Origin of the sequence: Insolitispirillum peregrinum (assembly GCF_900156605.1) — a bacterium.
Classification (GTDB): domain Bacteria; phylum Pseudomonadota; class Alphaproteobacteria; order Rhodospirillales; family Rhodospirillaceae; genus Insolitispirillum; species Insolitispirillum peregrinum.
Genome location: NZ_FTOA01000003.1, coordinates 618012 through 634476, shown reverse-complemented (window position 1 = coordinate 634476; position 16465 = coordinate 618012). Strand labels below are relative to the sequence as shown.

At 61.2% G+C, this 16465-nt stretch carries 14 protein-coding genes; 9 read left to right on the top strand and 5 right to left on the bottom strand.

Going from position 1 to position 16465, the window contains the following annotated elements; translation table 11 throughout:
• Positions 1-359 precede the first annotated feature (359 nt).
• The 5 genes from BW995_RS10635 (at position 360) to BW995_RS10615 (ending at position 6953) form a co-directional block, all read left to right on the top strand.
• On the top strand, positions 360-1088 hold the full coding sequence (locus BW995_RS10635) for an isoprenyl transferase (RefSeq protein WP_281251129.1): 729 nt from the start codon (positions 360-362) through the stop codon (positions 1086-1088).
• A 202-nt stretch (positions 1089-1290) separates the two neighbouring features.
• Entirely contained in the window at positions 1291-2202 is a 912-nt protein-coding gene (gene cysD / locus BW995_RS10630; RefSeq protein ID WP_175617041.1) for a sulfate adenylyltransferase subunit CysD, read from the top strand.
• Positions 2202-4103 carry a sulfate adenylyltransferase subunit CysN gene (gene cysN, locus BW995_RS10625; protein ID WP_076400321.1) on the top strand — a complete coding sequence of 634 codons (1902 nt, stop codon included), beginning with the start codon at positions 2202-2204 and terminating at the stop codon, positions 4101-4103. Before cysD ends, cysN begins: the two co-directional genes overlap by 1 nt.
• Before the next feature lie 321 nt (positions 4104-4424).
• On the top strand, positions 4425-5354 hold the full coding sequence (locus BW995_RS10620; protein ID WP_076400319.1) for an EF-hand domain-containing protein: 930 nt from the start codon (positions 4425-4427) through the stop codon (positions 5352-5354).
• A gap of 303 nt (positions 5355-5657) precedes the next feature.
• Entirely contained in the window at positions 5658-6953 is a 1296-nt protein-coding gene (locus tag BW995_RS10615; protein ID WP_076400317.1) for an O-antigen ligase family protein, read from the top strand.
• A 256-nt stretch (positions 6954-7209) separates the two neighbouring features.
• Here the strand turns inward: BW995_RS10615 and BW995_RS10610 are convergent, their stop codons facing one another.
• Together BW995_RS10610 and serB are read right to left on the bottom strand one after the other, a co-directional pair.
• Positions 7210-8634, bottom strand: coding sequence for a sigma-54-dependent transcriptional regulator (locus BW995_RS10610; protein WP_076400316.1), 1425 nt, complete (start codon positions 8632-8634; stop codon positions 7210-7212).
• 98 nt (positions 8635-8732) lie between these two features.
• Positions 8733-9644 carry a phosphoserine phosphatase SerB gene (gene serB / locus BW995_RS10605; protein ID WP_076400314.1) on the bottom strand — a complete coding sequence of 304 codons (912 nt, stop codon included), beginning with the start codon at positions 9642-9644 and terminating at the stop codon, positions 8733-8735.
• A gap of 193 nt (positions 9645-9837) precedes the next feature.
• On the opposite strand from serB, the gene miaA reads away from it, so the two are divergent.
• From miaA to ilvC, 4 genes are all read left to right on the top strand, one after another.
• The gene (gene miaA / locus BW995_RS10600) at positions 9838-10791 is read left to right on the top strand and encodes a tRNA (adenosine(37)-N6)-dimethylallyltransferase MiaA (protein ID WP_076400313.1); all 954 of its coding nucleotides are present in this window, start codon (positions 9838-9840) and stop codon (positions 10789-10791) included.
• A 129-nt stretch (positions 10792-10920) separates the two neighbouring features.
• Entirely contained in the window at positions 10921-12681 is a 1761-nt protein-coding gene (locus BW995_RS10595) for an acetolactate synthase 3 large subunit (protein ID WP_076400311.1), read from the top strand.
• Positions 12682-12781: 100 nt separating this feature from the next.
• Positions 12782-13288, top strand: coding sequence for an acetolactate synthase small subunit (ilvN, locus tag BW995_RS10590; protein WP_076400310.1), 507 nt, complete (start codon positions 12782-12784; stop codon positions 13286-13288).
• Between the two features lie 152 nt (positions 13289-13440).
• Positions 13441-14460, top strand: a complete 1020-nt coding sequence (ilvC, locus tag BW995_RS10585; protein WP_076400308.1) for a ketol-acid reductoisomerase — start codon at positions 13441-13443, stop codon at positions 14458-14460.
• Between the two features lie 202 nt (positions 14461-14662).
• On the opposite strand, the gene BW995_RS10580 is transcribed toward ilvC, so the two are convergent.
• The 3 genes from BW995_RS10580 to BW995_RS10570 all read right to left on the bottom strand — a co-directional run bounded on the left by BW995_RS10580 (position 14663) and on the right by BW995_RS10570 (position 16464).
• Positions 14663-15001, bottom strand: a complete 339-nt coding sequence (locus BW995_RS10580) for a P-II family nitrogen regulator (protein ID WP_076400306.1) — start codon at positions 14999-15001, stop codon at positions 14663-14665.
• 144 nt (positions 15002-15145) lie between these two features.
• Positions 15146-16132 (bottom strand): trypsin-like serine peptidase, encoded by a 987-nt coding sequence (locus BW995_RS10575; protein ID WP_076400304.1) that lies wholly within the window; start codon positions 16130-16132, stop codon positions 15146-15148.
• A 53-nt stretch (positions 16133-16185) separates the two neighbouring features.
• Entirely contained in the window at positions 16186-16464 is a 279-nt protein-coding gene (locus tag BW995_RS10570; RefSeq protein WP_076400302.1) for a hypothetical protein, read from the bottom strand.
• Position 16465 lies beyond the last annotated feature (1 nt).

Here is a 16465-nt window from a genome sequence, read left to right as displayed (position 1 = left end):
AATATCAAAGCAATGGAGCCTGGGGCCCGACGGCCCCAGCGAGGTGTGGAGCAGCGCTCCACGTCCTTGTTTCCTTACTGTCGTGTACTGTGTCCCACTTTTCACACAATGCTCTAGAAGCGTTTTCACACCGAGCGAAAACGCTCTTCCCTTTTAGGGCCGCATTTTCCGAGCCGTTGACCGGAGACGGTCAACTTGAAAATGCTCCAAGCGGTTTTGATCCTCCTCGTTTTCGGCGATGCCATTTTGTCCTAGACAGCGGGGAAGTGCCTTTTTATCTTCAGGCGCACCCCGCCTGGAAACACTGACCCACCATCCGTCGGTCCCGGCTCACCACACGAATACAGCGAGGACAGTCAGTGACCGATACCGGCACGCCAGCGCAACCCTTCCATGTGGCGATCATCATGGACGGAAACGGGCGTTGGGCCAAGGCCCGCGGATTGCCGCGTGTGGCCGGGCACAAGCGCGGGGTGGAATCCGTCCGCAAGATCATCAAGGCCGCCCCCGATCTGGGTGTTACCCATCTGACGCTGTATGGCTTTTCCACCGAAAACTGGCGACGCCCGGAACAGGAAGTCTCGGCCCTGATGGGGCTGTTGCGCCTGTACCTGCGCAACGAAGCCCAGAAGATGCACCGCGACAACGTGCGCGTTTCCTTCATCGGTCAGGCCGAGCAGATGTCGCAGGACATTCAGGACCTGATGCGCGACGTCACCGCCCTGACCGCCAACAATACCGGCCTTAACCTGACCATTGCCCTCAGCTATGGAGGACGGTGGGAACTGACCGAAGCCACCCGCGCCATTGCCCGCAAGGTCGCCAGCGGTGAATGCCAGCCCGACGATATCGACGAAGCGATGATCAATGCCTCGTTGATGACCCACGCCCTCCCCGACCCTGACCTGCTGATTCGCACCAGCGGCGAACAACGGGTCAGCAATTTCCTGCTGTGGCAGTGCGCCTACGCCGAGTTTCTGTTCGTTGACACCCTGTGGCCCGACTTTGACGGCGAGGTGCTGGCCGACTGCATCGCCCGCTTTGGCCTGCGCGACCGTCGATTCGGGGCCGTTTCCTCACTGGTCTAGGGCCGCCTCGTCCCATGGTCCCGTTTGCACCCCGGCAGCCCGTTCTGTCCGGGGTTTTCGTGCAAGGCAGGCAGGTATGGGGGCGATATCCACTTTTCTGCATCCTGCTCTAAATACCGTTGCAGTTTTGGAAAACCCGCGCCATAATCCCGCGCACAAACTGTACAAATACAAAAAATTACCATCGGAGCCAGTGTAAAATATGATCAGCAGCACGGCACTTACCCACCTTCAGCGGTTGGAAGCGGAAAGCATCCATATCTTCCGCGAAGTTGCGGCGCAGTTCCGCAACCCGGTAATGCTCTATTCGATCGGGAAAGACAGCTCGGTGCTGATGCATCTGGCAATGAAGGCGTTTTACCCGTCCAAGCCGCCGTTCCCGTTCCTGCACGTTGATACCACCTGGAAATTCCGCGAGATGATCAGCTTTCGTGATCAGCGCGCCAGGGAGCTGGGGATTGACCTGCTGGTCCATATCAACCCCGAGGGCGTCGAAATGGGCGTAGGCCCGTTCTCGCACGGTTCGGCGGTCCACACCGATGTGATGAAGACCCAGGCGCTGAAGCAGGCCCTTGATCAGTACGGCTTTGATGCGGCCTTTGGGGGCGCTCGCCGTGACGAGGAAAAGAGCCGCGCCAAGGAACGCATCTTCTCGTTCCGCACCTCGACCCACCGCTGGGACCCGAAAAACCAGCGCCCCGAGCTGTGGAACATGTACAACGGCCGTATCCACAAGGGGGAAAGCATCCGTGTGTTCCCGCTGTCCAACTGGACCGAACTGGATATCTGGCAGTACATCTATCTGGAAAAGATCCCCGTTCCGTCGCTGTACTTTGCCGCCAAACGTCCGGTGGTCAACCGTGACGGAACCCTGATCATGGTCGATGACCAGCGCATGCCGTTGCTGCCCGGTGAAACCCCGGAAGAAAAGATGGTGCGCTTCCGCACCCTTGGTTGCTATCCGCTGACCGGGGCGATTGAATCGAACGCCACCACCCTGACCGAAATCATTCAGGAAATGCTGCTGGCCCGCACGTCGGAACGTCAGGGTCGGGTGATCGACCACGATCAAGCCGCATCAATGGAATTGAAGAAGCAGGAAGGTTATTTCTGATGTCTGTGGAAACCACTCTGATTGCTGACGACATTGAAGGCTACCTGCGTCAGCACGAAGTCAAGGACCTGCTCCGTTTCATCACCTGCGGCAGCGTTGACGACGGCAAATCGACCCTGATCGGGCGCCTGTTGTACGATTCAAAGATGCTGTTCGAAGACCAGCTTGCCTCGCTCAGCAAGGAAAGCAAGGTGTTCGGCACCACCGGCGGCGACCTTGATCTGGCCCTGCTGGTGGACGGTCTGCAGGCGGAACGCGAACAGGGCATCACCATTGATGTCGCCTACCGCTTCTTTACCACCGACCGCCGCAAGTTCATCGTTGCCGACACTCCGGGTCACGAGCAGTACACCCGCAACATGGCCACCGGCGCGTCGACCGCCGACCTCGCCGTGCTGCTGGTCGATGCCCGCTATGGCGTGCAGACCCAGACCCGCCGCCACAGCTATATCGTGTCGCTGCTGGGCATCCGCACGGTGGTGGTGGCGATCAACAAGATGGATCTGGTCGGCTATAGCCAGCAGGCTTTTGACGCCATCGTCGCCGAATACCAGACCTTCGCCGCCCAACTGGGCTTCGAGCAGATCGCCTGCATCCCGATGTCGGCGCTGAAGGGCGAGAACGTCACCGCCGCCAGTGACGCCATGCCATGGTACACCGGCCCGGCCCTGCTGCCGTTCCTGGAAACGGTGCAGGTGGACAAGGACGTCAGCAACCGGCCATTCCGCCTGCCGGTGCAGTGGGTCAACCGTCCGAACCTCGATTTCCGCGGCTATGCCGGGACCATTGCCGCTGGCACCGTCAAGCCGGGTGACAGCATCACCGTTCTGCCGTCCGGGCGGTCGTCCACCGTCACCCGCGTGGTGACCATGGATGGCGACCTGCCGCAGGGTGTCGCCGGTCAGGCCGTCACCCTGACCCTTGCCGACGAGATCGACATTTCGCGCGGCGACGTGCTGGTGTCCAGCGAGGCCCCGGCCAGCGTATCCGATCAGGTCGCCGCCCATCTGGTGTGGATGTCCGATACCGCCCTGCTGCCCGGTCGCCAGTACCTGCTGCGCGTCGGAACGGCGCAGGTGGCGGCCTCGGTCAGCGAAATCAAGCACAAGATCAACGTCAACACGCTGGAACACCAGGCGGCCAAAAAGCTGGAACTGAACGAAGTCGGCTATTGCAATCTGGCGCTGGATCATGCCGTGGCCTTTGATCCGTACAAGGAGTGCCGCGACACCGGTTCGTTCATCCTGATCGACCGCTTTACCAACGCCACCGTCGGCGCCGGGATGATCGACTTCGGCCTGCGCCGGGCATCGAACATCCACTGGCAAAAGCTGGAAATCGGCAAGCAGGCGCGCGCCACCCTCAAGGGGCAAAAACCGTGCGTGCTGTGGTTCACCGGTCTGTCGGGCGCGGGCAAATCGACCGTTGCCAATCTGGTGGAAAAGAAGCTGCACGCCCTGGGCCACCACACCACCACCCTTGACGGCGACAACGTCCGCCATGGTCTGAACAAGGATCTGGGCTTCACCGCCGAAGACCGAGTCGAAAACATCCGCCGCGTTGGAGAAGTGTCGAAACTGATGGTCGAGGCCGGTCTGATCGTGCTGGTGTCGTTCATCTCGCCGTTCCGCAGCGAACGCCGGATGGCCCGCGAGATGGTCGAAGCCGAAGAATTCCTCGAAGTGTTCGTTGATACGCCTCTGGAAATCTGCGAACAGCGCGACCCCAAGGGTCTGTATGCCAAGGCCCGTCGCGGTGAGATCAAGAACTTCACCGGCATTGACAGCCCCTATGAAGCCCCGGAAGCAGCAGAAATCCATCTGCAGCCGACCGCCGAGGTCAGCGCCGAAGAAATGGCCGACCAGGTCGTTGCCCGGATGCGCGAACGCGGCCTGATTTAACGATCCCTGCATGCTTTACATCCGCCGCCCGTCCTGTGACGGGCGGCGGTTTTTTATGTATTTACAGTAAGTTCGACACATTCAGAGAGATGACGGGCCGAAAGACGTCATCCATTGGAACGAGGAGATAGTCTCCCCCACCAAAGCCCTAACCGCGACGATAAATTAATACTGTTTATTTATCTTCAGCTCTGGTCGTAAGAAGAATACGGACGAAAAAAATGGTCCTTTTACCCATCTGGACAATCAATCCATGTTTGGTGATACTTTCAATATGCATGAGAAGCATGCTGGAAATCGTCAGAAGGCAAGGAGGATGCCATGAGCGTGGCAGTCCCAGCGTCCCAGTCCGTTGGGCCGGACGGGCTCTATATCGCACAGGCAACCGTCAAGGTTGATGCGCCCAAGATTGCTGCCCCCGAAGAAAGTGGTCGCCAACCGGATTCCCGTGAACAGAACCACGATCAACCCCAGGATCACCTGTCACAGCAGCTGCAAGTCCTGGCTCGGCGAGCGGAGCAGATGAACAAGCGGCAGCAAGAGCTGCAGCAAAAGCAGGATCAGCAACAGTCTGGTTCGTCCAACCATCCTTCTTCCGACACATCACAACGGGCTTCGACGGTCGCCGTGCAGGGAAGCAGTCGCCCTGCCGCCACCCGCGTCACCCTGTCCGATGAAGCGGCCGGGCCGGATCAGGTCATCGACAGTACCGCCACCCCCGTCGGTCAGGACAAGGGTTCTGCCAACGACGACCCGATTGTCGCCGCCATGGAACGGGCACAGAGGTTCCGCGACAACCAGCCCGGTCCGGCAGAGATCTATGGTCTGCCCGATGCCTTGCAGCGTTATGACAGCAATGGCGATGGCCGCATCGACCAGATCGAACTGCAGCAGGTGGTCCGCGCCAAGGATCAAAGCAGCAGTTATTCCGGCCTTGGCCGCGTCGAACCCTCAACACCGGAAGAGCAAAAGGCACAGGCCGAGATCGAGCAGCCAAAAAAACTGTATGCCAACGAAGCCCCGCCGCTGCCCCCCCTGCCGGGACAGGATAACGCCAGCGAACAGACCACCGCCGAACAGGATGCCGGACAGGAAGTCCTGCTGCCCGGGGAACAGCGCGTGCTGGATCAGCAATCCGGTATCCCCCGCCGCCTGTATGAACCGGTCGAAGATCCTCCGGCAAAGCAGGTTGCCGGGACCTATCAGCAAATCGCCAATGGCCCGCCGGACCATACCTCGATTGTAACCTGACGCCTGGGCGGGAAACGGTTTGCACACCCAACATGCGGCAAACCAGTGCGGCTGCCGTGACAGGCCGTTGCCCGCCAGCCATGATACAGCTTCCGCAGGGCAGGATGATCGGACGGGTCTCCTGCCCTGTTCTTTAAAAGTCATGAGCGTGGTCGTGGTCAGCATGGACAGGTCCAGCGTGACAATTCCCTCACACTTTGTGCGAAAAGATGGAAATAGAGTCTTTCATGCGCCATCATGCCCGCCGCCTGATGGCCACGGGCTGTTGTGCATGGTCGTTTTGAGTAACAAGGATTGTTCCTGATGGCTTGCGTTTGCGATGGCTCGCCCGCGATAAAGTGGTTTTCCCTGCCCCGCCATTGGGTTGTCGTTCCGGCATTTTCAGCCCCGATCATCGCCTATCTTGCGCCGCTCGGGCTATGGGCACCATTGCTTGCCATGCTGTTGCTGGTCAGTTGGGACCTGACCCGCGATCAGGATTTACGCCGCAGCATGCGCAATACCTCCCTGCCGCTGGCCGGGCTTCTGGCTTTGGCACTCCCGCTGCTGGGCCTTGCCACGGCTCCATGGTCGCTGCTCCCCGGTTTTACCGCCCAGCGCAGTCTGGCTGTGCTGATCCAGATGGTCAGCCTGCTGCTGTTGCTGCGCTGGCAAAGCACCTGGCCGCAACGCTGGCGCTGGACCATGGTCCTGACCGCCGGCCTCAGTGCCACCGGCATTGCCACCCTGACCTATCTGGATTTTAGCCTTGGTTCCCCGATAGCCCGCCTGCTGCATGGTGATGCCCATTACATCATCGAGGGCGGATCGCTGTCCCGTGGGGCGGCTTTGCACGGTTTTCTGGTCCTGCCCTCCAGCTATGCCGCCCTGTGCCTGTGGCGCAGCAAACGCGGATGGCTGCTGGCTGCAACCCTGCTCATCCTCAATATTGCCTTGCTGGCACGGAACGCGAACGATACCGCCTATTTTGCCCTGCTGATTGGTGGCATTTTATGGCTGCTGGTTGGTATCCTGCCGCAGATCCGCTGGGTGGTGCCAATTCTGGCTGCCACCCTGATCCTGGCCATGCCGCTGCTGGTTGCCCCCTTGCAACAGGCGACCTATTGCACGCTGATCCACAAGGCCCCATCACTGGCCCATCGTTTGGGGATCTGGAATACCGTTGCCCCCCTGATTGCCGAACATCCACTATTCGGATGGGGACTTGATAATGCCCGCGCGGCTCCCGGTGGCAAAGTTTCACTGGAATTGCGGGCCTGTGACGCCAACGGCCAGCCGACGGGAAAGATTGAAGTCATCGGGGAAAGCATTCCTCTACACCCGCATAACGGTGCCCTTGACCTGTGGTTCTGTCTGGGAGCCGCCGGGGCCATCAGCGCAGCCGGAGCCGTTGCCCTGGCCCTGACCCATCGCCTGCGACAGCTCCGCGGCCAACGCTGGCCGAGCGCCATCACCGTTGCCGTCAGCGCCCAACTGGGATTGACCGCCCTGATCAGCTATGGCCTGTGGCAAGCGTGGTTCATCTCGGCCCTCAGCTTTAGCTGTATGAGCATTGCGGCAATTACCGAGCCCTCTCCGGTCGGGGAAACGCGGCGCTAATCCCTGCACAGGACACGACAGTTGGTGGGATCCGTGCGGGCTACCGCCCGCACCCGTTTGGGAGCGATGCCCCCAAACCCCCATTTTCTTTAGAAATCAAGTCAATGGGGTCCGGGGCCTCAAGGCCCCGGCGAGGTGTGGAGCAGCGCTCCACGTTACTGTCGTGTACTGTGATCTGACGCAGGCAGGCTGATCTAACCTTTTGTTCCGTCGCATTGTTTTTGCGAAAACCGGTTCCCACTTTTCGCACAATGCTCTAGACAGCCTCGGCGTTTTCCCACGAGACTTTTTTGCGATAAATGGTCGACGGGCTGATTTCCAGCAACGCCGCAGCCTTGGGGATATTCCCGCTGCACAACGAAATCGCCCGTTCGATGGTTTCCTTTTCCACCTGCCACAACGGGCGAATGGTGGTGTCATCGCTGACTATCCCACGGCCCCCATCGGTGGCAGGGGCGGCAACCGGAACGCCCCCGGCCAGCATGGCGCCAGCCTTTGGACTGAAGGTATTGAGCGGCGGCGGCAGCATCGCCAGCGTCAGTTCGTCACCATCATGCAACACCACCGCGTTGCGCAGGCAGTTTTCCAGTTGGCGCACGTTCCCCGGCCACGGATAGGCCGAGATCACCACTTCGGCATCCTTGGCGAAGTGGGAGAAGCTCTTTTCTTCTTCCTTGACCATCCGCCCCAACAGGGTGCGGGCGATTTCCAGTGCATCCCCTGGCCGCTCGCGCAGCGGCGGCAACTGGATCGGGATCACATGCAGGCGATAATACAGGTCTTCGCGGAAGCGACCTTCCTCGACCTCGACCAGTGGATCACGGTTGGTAGCGCACACCACCCGGATATCAACCTTTTCCGGCCCGTCGCCACCGACCTTCTGCACCGTTCCGGTCTGCAGGAAGCGCAGCAGCTTGCTTTGCAGGTTGATGTCCATTTCACAGATTTCGTCAAGGAACAGCGTCCCGCCATGCGCCCGCGAGGCTGCACCGTCACGGGTGCCGGTGGCACCGGTAAAAGCGCCTTTGACATGGCCGAACAGCTCGCTTTCCATCAGGTCCTGCGGAATGGCGGCACAGTTGACCGCCACGAACGGCCCCTTGGCGCGCGGGCTGGCCCGGTGGATGGCTTCGGCGCACAATTCCTTGCCGGTGCCGCTTTCGCCGGTGATGAACACCGTTGCCTTCGACGGAGCAGCGGCTTCGATGGTGCGATAAACCCCGCGCATGATCGGCGAGCCACCGGTAAAGCCAAAGAAGCCGACCGCCCCGGTGGTCACCCCCAGCTCCTGCGTCAGTTGCTGAACCTGACGACTGAGACGCTGGTTTTCCAGAATGTTGCGCACGGTAACCAGCAGCCGTTCGGCGGTGAACGGCTTGACCAGAAAGTCATTGGCCCCGGCCTGCATGGCCTCGACCGCCATGTTCACCGACCCGTGCGAGGTGACAATGATCACGCTGGACGGGATGCCATCGGCCCGCAGGCGGCGCAGGACATCCAGCCCGTTCATGTCCGGCAGGCGGACATCCAGCACCACCAGATCGGGAAGAAACGATGCCACCACCGACAAGGCTTCGGCACCAGCCGACGCCACGCGCAGGTCAAATCCATCCAGATCCATGGCATAGCGTTCTGCCTGAATCGGGTCATCTTCGACGATCAACACGCGTGCTGTTGTCATGGGACCATACTCGATAAAGCTGCAACGCTCTTAAGGTTTAAGGGACAATCTCATATGGGGCAAGCCCCTGACGAGGGGAAATACGCGGAAAACGCGTTTTACCCCGCGATGAATTCAGCCTGACGATACCCTTGCGCAAACAACAGCGCGGTCTGGTCACCATGATCAACGCGGAACCGGGCGGCTTCGCGCACCAGCGGCTTGGCGTGATAGGCCACGCCCAGTCCTGCCGCCTGCAGCATCGCCAGATCGTTGGCCCCGTCGCCCACCGCCAGCGTACGGGTCAGTGGCAGACGCAATTTTCCCGCTTCCTCGACCAGCGTCTTCACCTTGGCTTCCCGACCAAGAATCGGCTCTCCGACCGTGCCGACCAGCACGCCGTTTTCCACATGCAGGGTGTTGGCCCGGTGATCATGAAAGCCCAGCCAGGCCGCCACCCGCCCGGTAAAGGCGGTAAAGCCCCCCGACACCAGCAGGCAGGTCGCCCCGTTGGCGCGCATGGTCTGCACCAACGCCTTGGCCCCCGGCATATAGACGATGTCGGCAAAGGTCTCGTCCAGCGCACTGGCCGCCAGACCTTTCAGCATTCCGACCCGCTCGCGCAGGGCGCTTTCAAAATCCAGCTCGCCGCGCATCGCCCGCTCGGTGATCGCCGCAATCCTGTCCTTCAGCCCGGCATGGGCGGCAAGGTCGTCCAGTGTCTCGCTGGTGACCATCGTCGAGTCCATGTCGGCCACCATCAACATCTTGCGCCGGTCGCCGGTGTTGGGCTGAACAAACACGTCCACGGGCTGGTCGGCCAGCACCTGCCGCACCACGGCCTCGGCCACATCGGCCAGACAGCCCTCAAAGGCGATATCACAGGCGATACCGTCGGCCAGCCAGTCGGTGGGCGACAGGCTGGCATGAGCGTCCTTCAGCGCCGACCGCACCACGGCCACCGTCCCGGCAGGCAAGCCCTGTTCGGCCGGAGCCACCAGCGTTAAAACCGTATCGTTCGACTGGACCATCGGAAGCACTCTCCGGACAGGGGCAACGGGAAGAAAACAGGCCTTTCCTATAGGCGTCCACAGGCTGGCCTGCAAGGCGAATTCGTCCGGTCCGGCACGGGAAAACCACCTGCGCGGAAGGCTCTGTACGGGGAAAGGCGGTTGGCGATAAACTGCATGATCCTGTTATCCTTCAGCGGAGCGCCCCGCCCCCATGTCCACGCCCCTGCCTCCCCCGATCATCGTCGTTGCCGGACCGACCGCCAGCGGCAAATCGGCCCTTGCCCTTGACGTGGCGCGCGAGTTTGGCGGGTGCGTGATCAATGCCGACAGCATGCAGATTTACAGCGAGCTGCACGTCCTGACCGCCCGCCCGTCGGCGCAGGACATGGCCCAGGCCCCTCACCGGCTGTATGGCATCCTCAGCGCGCACGATGTCTGCTCGGCAGAACGCTGGGCCAGACTGGCCGCTGCCGAGATTGCCGACTGCCGTGCCCATGGCCTGATCCCGGTGGTCACCGGCGGCACCGGCCTGTATCTGCGCGCCCTGATCGACGGCCTGTCGCCGATGCCCGCGATCCCCGACGATGTGCGCCTGCGCACCCGTGCCCTGCTGGCCGAGGTTGGCAACGAGCGTTTCCATGCCCTGCTGGCCGAACGGGACCCGGCGATTGCCTCCCATCTGAATGTCGGGGACAGCCAGCGGCTGGCGCGGGCCTTTGAAGTGTTCGAGGCGTCGGGGCAGTCGATCCTGTACTGGCAGGCCCGGCCAGCCAACCGGGTGGTTGAAGGCAGCTTTCTGACCATCGTCATCGAGCCACCGCGCCCGCTGCTGTACGAGGGCATCGAGCGGCGGTTTGACGTGATGATGAGCTGCGGTGCGCTGGCCGAAGTCCGTGGCCTGCTGGCCACCCGTCCGCCCGCCGATGCCCCCTTGATGAAAGCCCTCGGAGTCCCCGAACTGGCGGCGCATTTGCGGGGAGACATCAGCCTCGACGAAGCCGTTACAAAAGCGAAACAAATGACACGAAATTTCGCGAAGCGACAGGGCACATGGTTCAGAGGACAGATTATTTCAAATAAATTAGTAGATACGCAATATTCAGAAAGTTTGCGTCATGAAATCTTTGCACTTGTTCGTCAGTTTTTGTTGACCACGGCGCATTAACGCTCTAGGTTGCCACTCTTCCCACAGTGCACGGCACCCGCCTGCCCGCACTGGGAACCCACTTCCCCCGCCGTTCCGGCTGGCACCGGACGGCCCACTGTGTCGTTTTGATAAAAAAAGGTAAGGATCATGGCCCAGGAACCTATGTTGGGAGCAAAGATCGTCCTCAAGGCTCTGGTTGATCAGGGCGTGGACGTAATCTTCGGCTATCCTGGCGGTGCCGTCCTCCCCATCTACGACGAACTGTTCCAGCAGAACCACATCAAGCATGTGCTGGTTCGCCACGAACAGGCCGCCGTGCATGCGGCAGAAGGCTACGCCCGGTCAACTGGCAAGGTGGGCGTGGTTCTTGTAACCTCTGGCCCGGGTGCCACCAACGCCGTTACCGGCCTGACCGACGCGATGCTGGATTCCGTTCCGGTGGTCTGCCTGACCGGTCAGGTCCCGACCCATCTGATCGGCACCGACGGTTTCCAGGAAGCCGACACCACCGGCATCACCCGCCAGTGCACCAAGCACAACTATCTGGTCAAGTCGCCCAATGATCTGGCGCGCGTGATGCACGAGGCATTCTATGTCGCCTCGACCGGTCGTCCCGGCCCGGTGGTCATTGACCTGCCCAAGGACGTGCTGATGACCAAGGGCGAATACATGCCGCCCACCCGCATCAAGCACAAGTCCTACAAGCCGCAGGTCAAGGGCGACCTGAAGCGGATCGAAGAGGCCGTTGCCCTGCTGGCCAACGCCAAAAAGCCGATCATCTATGCCGGTGGTGGCGTGGTCAACTCCGGCCCGGCCGCCTGCCAGTTGCTGACCAACTTCGCCCGCATGAGCGGCTTCCCGGTGACCCTGACCCTGATGGGTCTGGGGGCCTATCCGGGCAACGACAAGCAGTTCCTCGGCATGCTGGGGATGCACGGCACCTATGAAGCCAACATGGCGATGCACGATTGCGACGTCATGCTGTGCATCGGCGCACGCTTTGATGACCGCGTGACCGGCCTGCTGTCGGCGTTCTCGCCGAATTCCAAAAAGATCCACATCGACATTGATCCGTCGTCGATCAACAAGAACGTGGCGGTCGACGTGGCGGTTGTCGGTGACGTCGCCCACGTCATCGAAGACATGACCAAGGTGTGGAAGTCGGCCCAGATCCGCCCCGATCAGGACGCACTGGCCGCCTGGTGGGCACAGATCACCGAATGGCGGGCCGTCGAGTGCCTGAAGTTCGTGCAGGACGGCGACGTGATCAAGCCGCAATACGCCATTCAGCGTCTGTACGAGCTGACCAAGGACCGCGAGACCTACATCACCACCGAAGTCGGCCAGCACCAGATGTGGGCTGCCCAGCACTACCGCTTTGACAAGCCGAACCACTGGATGACCTCGGGCGGTCTGGGAACCATGGGCTATGGCTTCCCGTCGGCGGTCGGCGTGCAGATGGCCCATCCCGATGCGCTGGTGGTCGATATTTCGGGCGAAGCCAGCTTCATGATGAACATGCAGGAGCTGGCCACCGCCGTGCAGTACCGCCTGCCGGTCAAGATCTTCATCCTCAACAACCGGTACATGGGGATGGTCCGCCAGTGGCAGGAACTGCTGCATGGCAGCCGCTATTCGGAAAGCTATTCCGAGGCGCTGCCGGACTTCGTCAAGCTGGCCGAAGCCTTTGGTGCCGTCGGGATGCGGGTCGAAAAAGCCGATCAGCTGGATGATGCCATCCGCGCCGCCATCGCCACCAACGGCCCGGTGCTGATGGACATCTGCGTGTCGCAGACCGAAAACTGCTATCCGATGATCCCGTCGGGCAAGCCGCATAACGAAATGCTGCTCGGCCCGGTGGCAGACGGCGAGCAGGCGATCGACGCCGAAGGCCAGATTCTGGTGTAAGCCGCCGCCCGCCGGCAGCCTTCACCTTACCGATAATCCCAGGCCCGCCCATGGTGGCGGGCCGCCATGGGGAGGCCCCCTTGCGGGGGACGCAGACACGATGACAACCGACATCAACACCCACACCATTTCGGTTCTGGTTGACAACGAATCGGGCGTTCTGGCCCGCGTGATCGGCCTGTTTTCCGGCCGTGGCTATAACATCGAAAGCCTGACCGTTGCCGAAGTCGACCCGGCTGAAAAGCTGTCGCGCATTACGCTGGTGACCTCGGGCACCCCGATGGTGATCGAACAGATCAAGGCCCAGCTGGGCCGTCTGGTGCCGGTGCGCCGCGTGCATGACCTGACCGTCGAAGGCCCGCATGTCAGCCGCGAGCTGGCACTGGTCAAGGTGGTCGGCACCGGCGAAAAGCGCGTCGAAGCCCTGCGGATTGCTGACATTTTCCGCGCCAATGTGGTCGATAGCAGCAACGAATCGTTCGTTTTTGAAATCGTCGGCAAGACCGACAAACTGAACGCCTTTATCAACCTGATGGAGCCGCTGGGGCTGGTTGATGTGGCGCGCACCGGGGCGGCGGCGATTGCCCGTGGCTCGGAGTCCATCTGAGGTTTATCCCTCTCCCACTTTCCGTGACCTGACCGAAATTCTCTGGTCAGAAACCCGGAATGGAGGCTAGTCTGCCCGCCATCTGGTCATCCCTCTGGCACGGCGGGCAGGCAAGCCCCTTCCCACCTGACTGAACATAAGGAACAAGTGAAATGCGCGTTTACTACGACCGCGACGCCGATGTGAACCTGATTAAAGGCAAGAAGGTCGCCGTGGTGGGCTATGGCTCGCAAGGCCACGCCCATGTGCTGAACCTGCGCGACTCTGGCGTTGCGGAAGTCTGCGTCGCCCTGCGCGCCGGCTCGTCCACCCGCAAGAAGGCCGAAGGCGAAGGCCTGCTGGTCAAGACCCCGGCCGAAGCCGCGGCCTGGGCCGACGTGGTGATGATCCTCACCCCCGACGAACTGCAGGCTGACCTGTACTACGCCGATCTGCACGACAACATGAAGCAGGGCGCCGCCCTGGCCTTCGCCCATGGCCTGAACGTGCACTTCAGCCTGATCGAGCCGCGCAAGGACCTGGACGTGTTCATGGTTGCCCCCAAGGGCCCGGGCCACACCGTCCGTTCCGAATACAAGCGTGGCGGCGGCGTGCCCTGCCTGGTGGCCGTGGCGCAGGATGCCTCGGGCAACGCCAAGGAAATCGCCCTGTCCTACGCCTCTGCCATTGGCGGCGGTCGTTCGGGCATCATCGAAACCAACTTCCGTGAAGAGTGCGAAACCGACCTGTTCGGCGAACAGGCCGTGCTGTGCGGTGGTCTGACCGAGCTGATCAAGGCCGGTTTCGAAACCCTGGTCGAAGCCGGTTATGCTCCGGAAATGGCCTACTTCGAATGCCTGCACGAAGTGAAGCTGATCGTCGACCTGATGTACGAAGGCGGCATGGCCAACATGCGCTATTCGATCTCCAACACCGCGGAATACGGCGACTATGTCACCGGCCCGCGTGTTGTGACCTCGGAAACCAAGGCCGAAATGAAGCGCGTTCTGGATGATATCCAGTCCGGCCGTTTCGTCCGCGACTGGATGCTGGAATGCAAGGCCGGTCAGCCGTCCTTCAAGGCCACCCGTCGTCGCAACGCCGAGCACCCGATCGAAGAAGTCGGTGCCCGTCTGCGCGCCATGATGCCGTGGATTGCCGCCAACAAGCTGGTGGACAAGGAAAAGAACTAACACAAACCGCGTGCCGGGGATGACAAAACTCTCTGGCGCGCTGATGTGTGCTGGTCTTGACCAAAGAAAAAGCCGTGAGCCTTCCCGCTCACGGCTTTTTCTTTGACTATCAAATTAATGGGGTCCGGGGCCTCCCGGCCCCGGCGAGGTATGGAGCAGCGCTCCATGACCCTGTTTTCTGTGTGTCGTGTCCTGCGGAGGCTTACAGTGCCTCGCCGTCGCGTTCACCGGTGCGGATGCGAACCGCGCCCTGTAAATCAAACACAAAGATCTTGCCGTCACCGATCTGGTCGGTGCGGGCGGTGGCGGTGATGGTTTCGACCACCTGATCAACGATGCTGTCATCAACAGCAATCTCGATCTTCACTTTCGGCAGGAAGCTGACCAGATACTCGGCCCCACGATAGATTTCCTTCTGGCCCTTTTGGCGGCCAAATCCCTTGACCTCGGACACCGTTAATCCCTGCACTCCCAGCGGGGTCAGGGCTTCACGCACGGCATCGAGTTTGAATGGCTTGATCACGGCGACGATATATTTCATCGGTGACGTCTCCTACCCCATGTTTGGTGTGCCTGAGCAGGGTCTGTCATCGCAGGACACCGACACCCGCCCGAAAGGCACTGTATCGCAACAGCATAACAGCTTTGTAATCTGCGCACTGTGAATAAAAGTGTGTCAAAAGCCTTATGGCTTGTCGGCCTGCGCGCAATCGCCCCGGCACTTTTGCAACTCGGGGAATGACATCGGCGGCAGGGCCACCTTGTCACGGGTCAGACCAGCGCGCAGCAAACGCTCCAGACTTTCCGGGCTGGCGGCAGGTGGCGTGCCATCGCTCAAGGCCGCCACCAGCGTTTGCAGGCCCTTTTGCAAGGTGGCCGGACGAACCTGCGACTGATTCGGGATCAGCTTGTAACTGGCGACCGCCTCGGCAAGCGGGGCAATGCCGACGGTGGCCGTTTCACTGGCCCGGTCCTGATAGCTGACGCGGGCACTGGTCACCCCGACCACCAGAAACTGCCCGTTTTGATAAGCAATCAGCGGCGACCCGGAACTGCCATGGACCACTTGACAATCATTCAGCAACATTGCCCCCTGATGCATCTCGCGGGTGATCCGGCAGGGGCTTTGCAGGCTGAGGGCATGGGCACGGTCTTCGCGGTAAGCCACCAGAAACAGCGGCGGTGCCGCTGCGGGCGTTTCCGTCTGGGCTTTTTTCAACGTCGCGGCCAGATCCAGTCCCAGGCCCAGCCAGCCAACATCATTGCCGATCGAGCGGTCCAGTTCGACCAACGCCCAGTCATTGGGCACCGACGCCCCATCAGGAGCCTTGTTTTCTTTGGTCAGAGGAGACAGATAGCGCACACCCTGCCCATGGGCGATAAAGCTGGATCGCTGATAGCCCGCAACGAAATGGATATCATTGGCGGGCCGCCACGTCTTGCGCTTGGCGTCCCACAGGCAGTGCCCGGCGGTCAGGATCACCCGTGCGCTGATCAGCGTTGCCGAGCAAAAAATCTGCCCGGCCGCCTGCAACCGGCCCACCGCCGAAAAGGGATAATAGGTGGCATCGACCACCAGCCGGGGCCGCATGTCCGCCGGTTTTCCAGCTGTTGCCTTTGCAGGATCAGCAGCATCACTGTTGCCCGCCGTCCCCAGCAAGGCAACCAGCATCAGAGCCAGAACGCCCCCGGCACGCCTGCCCCTCTGCCTGTATTGCCCCATCTCTATCCCCGCTGGCTTGGCACCAAAGTCCATGAGCCATCATTCTGCAGGCAGACCGTCCCCTGCACAACCCGCTGGCGATCGCCGTCGGGGATTGTCTTGTGGAAGGTTCGGCAATCCCCCGGTTTGGCAGGCGTTGCCACCACCACCGGCCTGTTGGCCGAACCGCCCCCGAACAGCGCCAGCACGCCAACCGCCACCACTCCGGCCAGGGCTCCCAACAGAATGGGAACACCCCGCGTGCGCAGGAACGAGACAGAAAAGACAGCAGATCGCATCATA